Source organism: Acidovorax delafieldii 2AN (genome assembly GCF_000175235.1).
In the GTDB taxonomy this organism is placed as follows: domain Bacteria; phylum Pseudomonadota; class Gammaproteobacteria; order Burkholderiales; family Burkholderiaceae_C; genus Acidovorax; species Acidovorax delafieldii_B.
This window is the reverse complement of sequence record NZ_ACQT01000119.1, coordinates 1-11,592: the sequence shown is the minus strand read 5'-3', so window position 1 is coordinate 11,592 and position 11,592 is coordinate 1. Positions and strand designations below refer to the sequence as shown.

The window sequence follows — 11,592 nt, the reverse complement described above, 5'->3', positions numbered from 1 at the left end:
CAAGGTCTCGCTGCCCACCTCCTGGAAACCCTCGCGCCCGTCGATGCTGGGGCGCTCGAACACCAGCGCCAACTGCGCCCGCCCGCTGTGCAACAGGGCCAGGGCATCGACCTGGGGCGCGGCCAGCACCTCCACCTGCAGCAGCGGGTATTCCTGCGCCAGCGTGGCCAGCGGGCTGCTCCAGCGCGCGGCCAGCAACTCGGGGGCAATGGCCAGCGTCAGGCGCTCCTCCAGTCCCTGGGTGAGGGCCAGCGCCTGCGCATTGAGCTGCTGCAGTTGCCCGGCCAGCAACCGGGCCTGTGGCTCCAGCGCACGGGCGGCGGCGGTGGGGCGGGGCTCGCGCCCGCTGCGGTCGAACAGGGTCACGTCCAGCTCGGCCTCCAGGTGGGCAATGGTCATGCTCACGGCGGACGGCACCCGCGACAGCGCACGCGCGGCAGCCGAAAAAGAGCCCTGGTCGAGCACCTCCAGAAACACCTGCACGCTGTCCGAAGAAAAAGCCATGATCTATCAGTAAACCTGAAATAAGCTGATTTTATATATCAGCAATTAGCACATAAAGTGGGCGCATGTCGTCTCTTTTGCCCCCTTCCGTTCCCCTGCCGCCAGCCTCCGCCCCGCCGGGGCTGCAGGGCCCGTGGCGCCGCGTCATCTACGTCACGCTCTATGAACTGATCGCCATCGGGGCGGCCACCGTGGGGCTGGCCCAATTGACGGGGCAGGGCGCCGGCCATTCCAGCGTGGTGGCGGCGGCGGCATCGGCCATCGCGGTGGTATGGAACATCGTATTCAACTGGGCCTTCGAGCGCTGGGAGTCGCGCCAGGCCGTGCGCGGGCGCAGCGTGGCGCGCCGGGCGGCCCATGCCATCGGCTTCGAGGGCGGGCTGGTGTTCACGCTGGTGCCGCTGTTTGCGTGGTGGTTTGGCATCAGCCTTTGGCAGGCCTTCGTGATGGATCTGGGCCTGATCGTTTTCTTCCTTTGCTATACCTTCGTGTTCAACTGGGTGTTCGACCGGGTGTTCGGACTGCCGGCTTCGGCATTGCAGGCGGTTTAGGGGCGGACAGAGAGCGGCTGGGTGCCGGCCCCTTGTGCTTGGCCTTCGCCACTCAGCAAGGCCTTGAGACCCATGGTGAAAGGCACGCGCGCATCGCGTGCGTCCTCCTGCTCAGGTCGCCCCGGCACTTCAGGGGCTAGACGCCTGGCAGCAGGAATTTGCTGGCAACGGCCGTGGCGGCAGAGCGCGTTTCCACGCCCAGTTTTTCAAAGATGTGCTCCAGGTGCTTGTTGACGGTGCGGGGGCTCATTCCCAAAATGTCCGCGATGTCGCGGTTTGTCTTGCCCTTGGCGAGCCATGCCAGCACTTCGGTTTCACGGGGCGTCAACGGCACCTCCGGTTGGCGCGGTGGCGTGTCTGCCGCGGCCAGGCGCAGCAGCAGCATCGATTCGGTCAGGCCACTCGCGCCCAGGTGGCGCGCGCCCAGGCGGCCACCACCCGGCATGGGCATGAAAATCTCCCCGGCGCCCGATGCGGACTGCAGCCAGTCGGCACGGGCCTGCGGCGCCTGGTCGGCGAAGCTGCTGTCCAGCCACAGGGCGGCCTGGGGTGAACACCAGGCGATGCGCCCCTGGGAATCCAGCATGACAACCCCCATGCCGGCCACGTCCACCGCCTCGCGCGCCAGGCGCGTGGCATGGGCGTTGCGCACATGGGTTGCCAGCCGCACCAGCACCTCCGGAATGCGCAGGGGCTTGACGACGTAATCCACCCCGCCGCAGGCAAAGCCCTGGATGATCTGGTCGGTTTCCGACAGGCCGGTCATGAACAGCACCGGAACATGCGACCAGGCCGGGGTGGCCTTGAGCTGGCGGCACAGTGCGAAGCCGTCCATGCGGGGCATCACGGCATCCAGCAACACACCGTCGGGTACGGCGATGTCGAAGCGCTGCAGCGCCTCATCCGCGTCGCGGGCCACCAGCACCGTATAGCCTTCCAGTGCCAGGGCATCGCACAGCATGCGCAGGGTGTCGATGGCGTCGTCCACCACCAGGATGACCCGGCCTGCGGGCGGGGAGCTGGGTTCAGGGTTGGGCGTCATGGTCGGGCTCTCGCAAATGCCGCGCCAGGGCCTGGAGATCAAACTGGTCTGCGCACGTTTTAAGCTGGCGCAGGGCCGCGGCGTGGGCGGGCCACTCCTGCAGCGCGCGGTGCAGCAGCTGGCGCAGGGCCGAGGCCTGGCCTTGTTGCGCAAGCCGCACCAGGTCTTCGCGCAGCGATTCGGGCAGGGCCATCATGTCCTGTGGAGTGCACCGTTTTGGGGCGTGCGCAGCCGGATGCGGGGCAAGCGGCGTCCCGTTCGCAGCAATCAGCGGGGTGTTGTCATAGACCCATTCCAACTGCAATGCGTGCTCCAGGGCATCGAGCAGCTCGGATTCGGCCACCGGCTTGCCCACAAAGCCCTGGCAGCGCAGCGCGGCGAGCCGAGCGGGCTGGTTATCGAACAGATTGGCCGACACAAACACGATGGGGATGTCGGCGCCGCATGGCAGCGCGCGCAGCATCTCTGCGGTGCGCCAGCCATCGAGATCGTCCATGGTGAGGTCGAGCAGCACCAGGTCGGGCGGGGTGTTCTGCACGATTTCCAGGCATTCCTGGCCGCTGGCGGCTTCGCGCACCGTGAACCCCAGGGGCACCAGCATCGCAGCGAGCAGCTGCCGCTGCAGCGGCTGGTCGTCCACGACCAGCAGGGTGCGGAGCGGCAGCAGATAGCCGATCACCGGGCGCAGGGCCACGCTGCGCAGCGGGGGGCGGGACGGGTCGGGCGCAATGCCGGGCAGGTACAGGCGTACCGTGAAGGTGCTGCCCCGGCCCGGCGCGCTGCGGAGCGAGAGTTCGCCGCCCATGAGCTGGGTCAGAAGGTGGGTGATGGTCAGGCCCAGGCCGGTGCCCACCTCGCTGGCGCGGCGCCCGGCACTGCCGCGCTCGAAGGGCAGGAAGATGCGCTCCTGGTCCAGCGGGGCGATGCCGATACCGGTGTCTATCACTTCGATGCGCGAGACATGCTGGCTGAAATCCCACCGCAGGCGCACTTCGCCCTGGTCGGTGAAGCGCACGGCATTGGTCAGCAGGTTGATCAGAATCTGCCGCAGGCGCTTGGCATCGGCACGTATCCACGCCGGCGCGGCGCCCACCACCTGCACGGCGAAGCGCAGGCCTTTCGTCTCCGCCAGCGGGCGCAACATGCCTTCCACATCCTCCAGCAACTCGGCCAGGGGCAGGGGCGTCGGCTCCAGCCGCAGGCGGCCCGCCTCGATGCGCGCCAGGTCCAGTGAACCGTCGATGAGCGCATGCATGTGCTGGCCGCTGTGCTGGATGGTGGAGAGGGTGTCGCGCAGCCAGCCGTCGGTTTGCGGGTTCTTCAGCAGGATCTGGGTGTAGCCCAGGATGCTGTTGAGGGGGGAGCGCAGCTCGTGGGTCATGCCCGCCACGTGGCGGGTCTTGGCCTGGCTGGCGGCCACGGCCAGGTCCTTGGCTTTTTGTAGCTCGGCGTCGGTGCGCTTGTGGGCTTCAATCTCCTGCAGGAGCAGCTGGGTCTGCCGTTCGGATTCGTCCTGCGCCATGCGGCGACTGTCCGTGCTCAGAACCACCCACCAGGCACTGACGGCAGCCATCAGGGCCAGCAGGGCAAACACCTTGAGGAAGGGCGTCCGCAGGAACTGCGCCGGGGTGTCCAGGCTCTCCTGCACATAGACCACGCCGACGATGAACGCCATTGCCGCCCACAGCGACACCGTGACCGCCAGGTACTGGCCCAGGCGAAAGTTGACCTTTGCCGCCCATCGGCGCGGCAGCAGCAGCAGCGCCACGGCGCGCAACTGTTCAGACGCGCGCGACCCGGTCTTGCAGCGGTCATGGCAGCGCGACTCGAGCGAGCAGCACAGCGAGCAGATGGGTGCTGCATAGGCGGGGCAACGCGCCATGTCTTCCGGCTCGAACTGGTTTTCGCACACGGCGCAGCGCACTGTCTCGCCGCACTGCCAAGTGGTTTCGGGCGGCCGCGCCAGGTAGCAGCGCCCGCGGGTGGCCCAGGCCAGCAGGGGCGCCAGCGCCATGGACAGCACCAGTGCGATGAACGGTGAGAATGCAGCGGCATGGTCGCCCAGCAGCCCTGCATAGGCGCAGCAGGCGACGGCTGCGGCCAGCACCATGGCGCCCAGGCCCACGGGGTTGAAGTCGTACAGGTGGGCGCGGCGGAACTCGATGCCCTGGGGCGACAGGCCCAGCGGCTTGTTGATGACAAGGTCGGCCACCAGCGCGCCCACCCAGGCAATGGCCACGTTGCTGTAGACGGCCAGCACCTTCTCCAGTGCGCCGAACACGCCCAGCGTCATGAGCAGCGTGGCAATGCCCACGTTGAACACCAGCCATACCACCCGCCCCGGGTGGCTGCGCGTCACGCGCGCGAAGACGTTCGACCAGGCCAGGGAGCCTGCGTAGGCGTTGGTGACGTTGATCTTGATCTGCGAAACCACAACAAACACCACCGTGATGGCCACGGCCAGCCCCGGAAGGCCGAGCGCCTGCATCACCTGCTGATAGCCCGTCAGGAACATCTGCGTGGGCTCGGCCGCGCGGTGTGCACCCACCTCGAACTGCAGCGCCGTGAAGGCCAGAAATGCGCCGCCCGCCATCTTGAGCATGCCCATCACGATCCAGCCCGGCCCGGCCACCAGCACCGCACCCCACCAGCGCCAGCGGTTGGCCGCGGTGCGCACGGGCAGGAAGCGCAGAACGTCCACCTGTTCGCCGATCTGCACCACCAGCGAGAAGATGACCGTGGCCGCTGCGCCGAACATCAGGGCCGAGAACCCGCTGCTGCCGCTGCGAAGGCCCGAGAGGCTGCTGAAGTCCCGATAGAGCTGCGGTTGCGCCAGCGCAATCCAGACGAAAGGGACGATGAGCAGGAAAAGCCACAGCGGCTGCGTCCAGGCCTGCAGCCTGGAAATCAGGGTGATGCCGCGCATGGCCAGCGGCAGAACCACGACGGAAGACAGCACGTAACACCATTCGATCGGCCAGTCCAGCACCATCTGCAGCGCCAGCGCCATGATGGCCGCCTCCAGCGCGAAGAAGATGAAGGTGAACACCGCGTAGATCAGTGACGTGAGGGTGGAGCCCAGATAGCCAAAGCCGGCACCTCGGGTGAGCAGGTCCATGTCCAGCCCGTAGCGCGCTGCGTAGTAGGCGATGGGCAAGCCCGTGAAGAAGATCACGAGCCCCACGACCAAGATCGCCCACATGGCGTTGCTGAAGCCGTAGTTGAGCGCGATGGCCCCGCCAATGGCTTCCAGGGCCAGGAACGACAGCGAGCCAAACGCCGTGTTCGCCACCCGGAATTCGCTCCAGCGCCGAAAACTTCGGGGCGTATAGCGCAGCGCGTAGTCCTCCATGGTCTCGTCGGCCACCCACGCGTTGTATTCGCGCCGGAAGCGAAAGATCGTCTGGGGTGCCGCCGGTGAAGAAGGGGGAGAACGGTGCATGCGCAGCGGCATGCAAGAAACGTTCTAGCCCTTGCTGCGGCACCCCGGTGCGCCATCTGCTGCGGCGCGAGCGCGCCGCAGCGCTCTACGTTAATTGACGTATGGGCGGTAGGGCGGGTTGTCCCTAATCTTCATTCCAGCGCGGCGAAATACGCCGACTCTCATCAACCCGTCAGCCGCAAGGAGCGCCTTCATGAAGCACCCGTCCGAAGCCCATGTCACCACCCACCCCTCCACGGACGCGGGCCGCCGGCGCCTGCTGCAAGCCCTGGGCGCGGCCTCCGTGGCGGGTCTGCCGTCGTGGTCGTTCGGCCAGCCTACGGCCCAGGTCAACACGACCAAGCTGGCCGTCACGGACACCGAAGTGACGGTGGGCCAGCTGCACTCCGCCACCGGCACCATGGCCATCTCCGAAACCGGATCCATCCAGGCCGAGCAGCTCGCCATCGACCAGATCAACGCCATGGGCGGCGTGCTGGGCCGCAAGATCAAGGTCATCAAGGAAGACGGCGCGTCCGACTGGCCCACCTTCGCGGAAAAATCCAAGAAGCTGCTCATCAACGACCGCTGCGCCGCCGTGTTCGGCTGCTGGACCAGCGCTTCGCGCAAGGCCGTGCTGCCCGTGTTCGAGAAGGAGAATGGCCTTTTGTACTACCCCACGTTCTATGAAGGTCTGGAGCAGTCGAAGAACGTCATCTACACGGGCCAGGAGGCCACCCAGCAGATCCTCTACAGCCTGGACTGGGCCAAGACCGAGAAGAAGGCCAAGACCTTCTTCCTGATCGGATCGGACTACATCTGGCCGCGCACCTCGATGAAGATCGCGCGCAAGCACATCGAGAATTTCCAGAAGGGCAAGGTCGTCGGCGAGGAGTACTACCCGCTGGGCAGCACCAACTTTGGCTCGCTGATGAACAAGATCAAGGTGCAAAAGCCCGATTGCCTGTTTGTGGCCGTGGTGGGCGGCTCCAACGTGGCTTTCTACAAGGCGCTCAAGGCGGCCGGCATCACGGGTGACAAGCAGCTGCTGGTGACGCTCTCCGTCACCGAGGACGAGATGACCGGCGTGGGCGGCGAGAACTTCGCCGGCTTCTACTCGTCGATGAAGTACTTCCAGTCGCTCGACAACGAGAACAACAAGAAGTTCGTGGCCGCCTTCAAGGCCAAGTATGGCCCGAGCGCGGTGATCGGCGACGTGACGCAGGCCGGCTACCTGGGCCCCTGGCTCTGGAAGGCCGCGGTCGAGAAGGCCAAGAGCTTCGACGTGGACAAGGTCGTGGCCGCCTCGGCCGGCATCGAACTCAAGACTGCGCCCGAGGGCTACGTGAAGCTGGATGCCAACCACCATCTGTGGAGCAAGTCCCGCATCGCGCAGGGCCTGCCGGATGCCACGTTCAAGGTGGTCTCCGAGTCGCCGGAATTGATCAAGCCCGATCCGTTCCCCAAGGGTTACCAGTAACCCCTGCCTAGCGTGATCCATGGCGGCCTGCGCCGGCAGGCCGGGCCGCCGCATGGAAGTTTTCCATCCCCAACGGCTTGCCCCAGGAGCTGCGCCATGACTTTTTCCGAAATGATGAACATCGGCCTGATGCAGGGCTTCGCGGGCCTGAGCCTGTTCGCCGTGTTGCTGCTCATGGGCCTGGGGCTGGCCATCATCTTTGGCCAGATGGGCGTGATCAACATGGCGCATGGCGAGTTCATGACCATCGGCGCCTACACCATCTACCTCGGCTCCACGCTGACGGCGCAGCATGCACCCGCCTTCATGCCTTATTACTTTCCGCTGGCCATCGTGGCGGCGTTCGGCTTTGCGTTCGCCGCCGGATGGCTCGTGGAGTGGGGGCTCATCCGCCATCTCTACAAGCGTCCGCTGGACACGCTGCTGGCCACCTGGGGCGTCAGCCTGGCGCTGCAGCAGAGTTTTCGCACCTTCATCGGGCCCAAGGAAGTCAGCCCCACGCTGCCTGACTGGTTGCTGGGTTCGTGGGCCCCGGCCGAGGGGCTGGACATTCCAATCAACGGCCTGTTCGTGCTGGGCCTCACGGCCCTGGTGACTGGCGGTGTGCTGCTGGCGCTGCACAAGAGCCGCTGGGGGCTGCGTGTGCGCGCCACGGTGAGCAACCGCGTGATGGCCAACGCCATCGGCATCGACACCAAGAAGACCGACCGCCTGACCTTCGCCATTGGCTGCGGCATCGCCGGCATCGCGGGCGCCGCCTTCACCACCATCGGCTCCACGGGGCCTACCAGCGGCTCGCTCTACATCGTCGATGCGTTCCTGGTGGTCACCTTCGGTGGTGCCGCCAGTCTGCTGGGCACCGTGGTCTCGGCCTTTGGCATCGCGCAGACGCAGTCGATCACCGAGTTCTTCCTGGCTGGCTCCATGGCCAAGGTGATCACGCTGTCCCTGATCGTGCTGATTCTGATGGTGCGGCCCCAGGGCCTGTTTGCCTCCAAGGTGCGGCGCTGATCCTGCCGTCCTTCTTTCCCCTCTGAGTTCACTGGAGTCTTCTCATGAATGCCCTCAAAGCCTGGATCCAGCGCTACCAGCTCGCCAGCCTGGTGCTGCTCACCGTGCTGCTGGCCGTGGTGCTGCCGCTTGCGCTGGACATCTTCCGGCTCAACCTGGTCGGCAAGTACCTCACCTACGCCTTCGTGGCCATTGGCCTCGTGATGGTGTGGGGCTATGGCGGCGTTCTCAGCCTGGGGCAGGGCGTGTTCTTCGGGCTGGGGGGCTACGCCATGGCCATGTTCCTCAAGCTGGAAGCGTCCGACCCCATCAGCACCAAGATTCAGTCCACGCCGGGCATTCCCGACTTCATGGACTGGAACCAGATCACCGAACTGCCCGCGTTCTGGGTGCCGTTCAAGAGCCTGCCGTTCACGCTGGCAGCCGTGATCGTGGTACCCACGCTCCTGGCCTGGGTCATCAGCTTCGCCATGTTCAAGCGGCGCGTGGGCGGGGTCTACTTCGCCATCATCACGCAGGCCGTGGCGCTGATCTGCACCGTGCTCATCATCGGCCAGCAGGGCTACACCGGTGGCGTCAACGGCATGACGGACCTCAAGACGCTGTGGGGCTGGGATACGCGCACCGACAGCGCCAAGTACATCCTCTACTACGTCTGCGTGGCGCTGCTGATCGGCTCCATCGTGCTGTGCCGCTGGGTACAGACGGGCAAGGTCGGCACGCTGTTGCTGGCCATGCGCGACAAGGAAGACCGCGTGCGCTTTTCGGGCTATGACGTGGCCAACTTCAAGGTGTTCACCTTCTGCCTGGCCGCGGCGCTCTCGGGCATTGGCGGCGCCCTGTTCTCGCTGCAGGTGGGCTTCATGTCCCCCAGCTTCGTGGGCATTGTTCCTTCCATCGAGATGGTGATCTACGCCGCCGTCGGGGGGCGCATGAGCCTCGTCGGCGCGGTGTACGGCACGCTGCTGGTGAATGCGGGCAAGACGCTCTTCTCGGAGAGCTTTCCAGAAATGTGGCTTTTCCTCATGGCAGGCCTGTTCATTGGCGTGACCATGGCCTTCCCCATGGGCCTCGCCGGGCTGTGGGAGAGCCACATCGTGCCCTGGTGGCAGGGCCTCCGTGCGGCGCGGCGCCTGGCTTCAGCCAAGGCACCCCGGGGGAGTGTGGCGGCACCCGTCGCCCCCGCCGCCGCAGAAGCTGCGCCCTCTTGCGCCGTGCGCCCCGACCTGCCGGACGGCGTGAGCCGCCAGGGCATCTGATCCGCCCACCGCCACCACCGGAGCACCACCATGAGCAATACCGACTTCACCCTGGCCGTGGAAGACCTCACCGTGTCGTTCGACGGCTTCAAGGCCATCGACGCCCTCACGCTGTACATCGACAGGAACGAGCTGCGCGTGATCATCGGCCCCAACGGCGCAGGCAAGACCACCCTGCTGGACCTCATCTGTGGCAAGACGCGCGCCACGGGCGGCAGCATCAAGTTCAAGAACGAGGAGCTCACGCGCATGGCCGAGCACAAGCGCGTTCGGCTGGGCATCGGCCGCAAGTTCCAGACGCCCTCCATCTACGAAAACCTCTCGGTGTTCCAGAACCTGGAGGTGTCATACCCCGCAGGTCGCTCGGTGCTGGGCGCGCTGGCCTTCAAGTGCACCGATGAGGTCAAGGCGAGAGTGCAGGTGGTGGCCGAGGACATCGGCCTGGCCGACGCACTGGACATGGAGGCAGGCCTGCTCTCGCACGGGCAGAAGCAGTGGCTGGAGATCGGCATGCTGCTCATGCAGGAGCCCGAGCTGCTCATGCTCGACGAGCCCATCGCGGGGATGAGCGCACGCGAGCGCGAGCTCACGGCCGACCTGCTGCAGCGCATCTGCAAGAACCGGTCGGTGATCGTGATCGAGCACGACATGGATTTCGTCAAACGCATTGCCCACAAGGTCACGGTGATGCACCAGGGAAAGATCCTGGCCGAGGGCCCGATGGAGAAGGTGCAGGCCGATCCCCGGGTCATCGAGGTGTACCTGGGCCACTGAGCCGGGCCGCCACAACGCACACCACCACAGGAGCGCCAGCATGTTGGAAGTCAAGGATCTGTTCGTGGCCTACGGCCAGAGCGAAGCGCTGCACGGCATCACCTTCGAGGGCCGCGAGAACGAAACCGTGGCCATCATGGGCCGCAACGGCATGGGCAAGACCACGCTGTTCAAGAGCCTCATGGGCGTCATGCCCGTCAAGAGCGGCCACATCACCGTGGCAGGACAGGAAGTGACCCGGGACGAGAGCTTTCGCCGGGTGGCCAAGGGCATCGCCTATGTGCCCCAGGGGCGCATGATCTTCCCCACGCTTTCGGTGGAAGAGAACATCCAGACCGGGCTGGAAAACTCCAGGACACGCCAGATACCCGACGACATCTACGCCCTGTTCCCGGTGCTGTGGGACATGCGGCGGCGCAAGGGCGGCAACCTTTCTGGTGGACAGCAGCAGCAGCTGGCCATCGCCCGTGCGCTCGTCACCGACCCGAAGGTGCTGCTGCTCGATGAGCCCACCGAAGGCATCCAGCCCTCGATCATCAAAGACATCGCCAAGGCACTCAACGAGATCCGCAAGCTGCGCAAGATCACCATCGTGGTGAGCGAGCAGGTGCTTTCGTTCGCCATGGACGTGGCCGACCGGCTGTTCGTCATCGAGGGTGGCCGCCTGGTGCATGAAACCGCGCGGGCCGATACCGACCAGGATCGCGTCAAGGCGTACCTCTCTGTCTGAAGGCCATGCAACACCCTTCTGCGGCGCTCGGTGCCTTCCCCGCTTTACCGCGTTGCTGCGCCCTGCGCGTCAGCGGACACGGGCCGCGCAGCCGGGCCGCCATGGCCTGGCGGCGCCAGCAGGGGCTGGGCCACAGCCACGGGCCCCAGGAGGAACGCGCCGTTTCCTTTGCTTGCCCTCCCTTCCACCTTTTTCTCACCACCCTTCCAGGAGCACACCATGGCCGAAACCCTCATCAAGGTTGACCTCAAGCAATCGCCCTACGACAACCCGCTGGTGCACAACCGCTGGCACCCCGACATCCCCATGGCTGTGTGGGTGGAGCCGGGCGCGGAGTTCAAGCTCGAAACCTACGACTGGACCGGCGGCGCCATCAAGAACGATGACTGCGCTGATGACGTGCGTGACGTGGACCTGTCCACCGTGCACTTCCTGTCGGGCCCCGTGGGCGTGAAAGGCGCCGAGCCCGGTGACCTGCTGGTGGTGGACCTGCTTGACATCGGCGCCCGTGACGACAGCCTGTGGGGCTTCAACGGCTTCTTCAGCAAGCAGAACGGTGGCGGCTTTCTCGATGAGCATTTCCCGCTCGCGCAAAAGTCCATATGGGACTTTCATGGCATGTTCACCAGCAGCCGCCATATTCCTGGCGTGAACTTCGCGGGCCTGATCCACCCGGGCCTGATCGGCTGCCTGCCCGACCAGAAGATGCTGGACACCTGGAACGCCCGCGAGGCCGAGCTCATCGCCACCAACCCCACGCGTGTGCCGGGCCTGGCCAATCCGCCCGCACCGGCCACGGCCCACATGGGCAAGCTGCAGG

10 protein-coding genes are annotated in these 11,592 nt (G+C 65.9%); 7 read left to right on the top strand and 3 right to left on the bottom strand.

Going from position 1 to position 11,592, the window contains the following annotated elements; all coding sequences use genetic code 11:
- The coding region (locus tag ACDELDRAFT_RS14180) for a LysR family transcriptional regulator (RefSeq protein ID WP_005797898.1) at nucleotides 1-504 on the bottom strand (504 nt) is incomplete at its 3' end.
- A gap of 65 nt (nucleotides 505-569) precedes the next feature.
- Here ACDELDRAFT_RS14180 and ACDELDRAFT_RS14175 point away from each other — a divergent pair.
- Nucleotides 570-1,055, top strand: a complete 486-nt coding sequence (locus ACDELDRAFT_RS14175; protein ID WP_005797896.1) for a PACE efflux transporter — start codon at nucleotides 570-572, stop codon at nucleotides 1,053-1,055.
- 136 nt (nucleotides 1,056-1,191) lie between these two features.
- Here the strand turns inward: ACDELDRAFT_RS14175 and ACDELDRAFT_RS14170 are convergent, their stop codons facing one another.
- Together ACDELDRAFT_RS14170 and ACDELDRAFT_RS14165 are read right to left on the bottom strand one after the other, a co-directional pair.
- A complete protein-coding gene (locus ACDELDRAFT_RS14170; protein ID WP_005797895.1) occupies nucleotides 1,192-2,097 on the bottom strand; it encodes a response regulator transcription factor in 906 nt (301 codons plus the stop codon).
- On the bottom strand, nucleotides 2,081-5,539 hold the full coding sequence (locus tag ACDELDRAFT_RS14165; RefSeq protein WP_040329240.1) for a hybrid sensor histidine kinase/response regulator: 3,459 nt from the start codon (nucleotides 5,537-5,539) through the stop codon (nucleotides 2,081-2,083). Before ACDELDRAFT_RS14165 ends, ACDELDRAFT_RS14170 begins: the two co-directional genes overlap by 17 nt.
- Nucleotides 5,540-5,732: 193 nt before the next feature.
- Here ACDELDRAFT_RS14165 and urtA point away from each other — a divergent pair, with 193 nt between their 5' ends.
- From urtA to ACDELDRAFT_RS14135, 6 genes are all read left to right on the top strand, one after another.
- Entirely contained in the window at nucleotides 5,733-6,998 is a 1,266-nt protein-coding gene (urtA, locus tag ACDELDRAFT_RS14160; protein WP_005797891.1) for an urea ABC transporter substrate-binding protein, read from the top strand.
- Nucleotides 6,999-7,094: 96 nt separating this feature from the next.
- The gene (urtB, locus tag ACDELDRAFT_RS14155; RefSeq protein ID WP_005797889.1) at nucleotides 7,095-8,009 is read left to right on the top strand and encodes an urea ABC transporter permease subunit UrtB; all 915 of its coding nucleotides are present in this window, start codon (nucleotides 7,095-7,097) and stop codon (nucleotides 8,007-8,009) included.
- 44 nt (nucleotides 8,010-8,053) lie between these two features.
- Nucleotides 8,054-9,268, top strand: a complete 1,215-nt coding sequence (gene urtC, locus ACDELDRAFT_RS14150; protein WP_005797887.1) for an urea ABC transporter permease subunit UrtC — start codon at nucleotides 8,054-8,056, stop codon at nucleotides 9,266-9,268.
- A gap of 30 nt (nucleotides 9,269-9,298) precedes the next feature.
- Nucleotides 9,299-10,042 carry an urea ABC transporter ATP-binding protein UrtD gene (urtD, locus tag ACDELDRAFT_RS14145; RefSeq protein WP_005797885.1) on the top strand — a complete coding sequence of 248 codons (744 nt, stop codon included), beginning with the start codon at nucleotides 9,299-9,301 and terminating at the stop codon, nucleotides 10,040-10,042.
- A gap of 40 nt (nucleotides 10,043-10,082) precedes the next feature.
- Nucleotides 10,083-10,772, top strand: coding sequence for an urea ABC transporter ATP-binding subunit UrtE (urtE, locus tag ACDELDRAFT_RS14140; RefSeq protein ID WP_005797883.1), 690 nt, complete (start codon nucleotides 10,083-10,085; stop codon nucleotides 10,770-10,772).
- 219 nt (nucleotides 10,773-10,991) lie between these two features.
- Nucleotides 10,992-11,592 (top strand): acetamidase/formamidase family protein (locus ACDELDRAFT_RS14135; RefSeq protein ID WP_005797881.1); only part of this gene is annotated, 601 nt, incomplete at its 3' end.

Bases quoted from the DNA above. Each gene is read 5' to 3' on its own strand.
- ACDELDRAFT_RS14175 (WP_005797896.1), top strand. From the start codon at position 570: ATGTCGTCTCTTTTGCCCCCTTCCGTTCCCCTGCCGCCAGCCTCCGCC.
- ACDELDRAFT_RS14170 (WP_005797895.1), bottom strand. From the start codon at position 2,097: ATGACGCCCAACCCTGAACCCAGCTCCCCGCCCGCAGGCCGGGTCATC.
- ACDELDRAFT_RS14165 (WP_040329240.1), bottom strand. From the start codon at position 5,539: ATGCACCGTTCTCCCCCTTCTTCACCGGCGGCACCCCAGACGATCTTT.
- urtA (WP_005797891.1), top strand. From the start codon at position 5,733: ATGAAGCACCCGTCCGAAGCCCATGTCACCACCCACCCCTCCACGGAC.
- urtB (WP_005797889.1), top strand. From the start codon at position 7,095: ATGACTTTTTCCGAAATGATGAACATCGGCCTGATGCAGGGCTTCGCG.
- urtC (WP_005797887.1), top strand. From the start codon at position 8,054: ATGAATGCCCTCAAAGCCTGGATCCAGCGCTACCAGCTCGCCAGCCTG.
- urtD (WP_005797885.1), top strand. From the start codon at position 9,299: ATGAGCAATACCGACTTCACCCTGGCCGTGGAAGACCTCACCGTGTCG.
- urtE (WP_005797883.1), top strand. From the start codon at position 10,083: ATGTTGGAAGTCAAGGATCTGTTCGTGGCCTACGGCCAGAGCGAAGCG.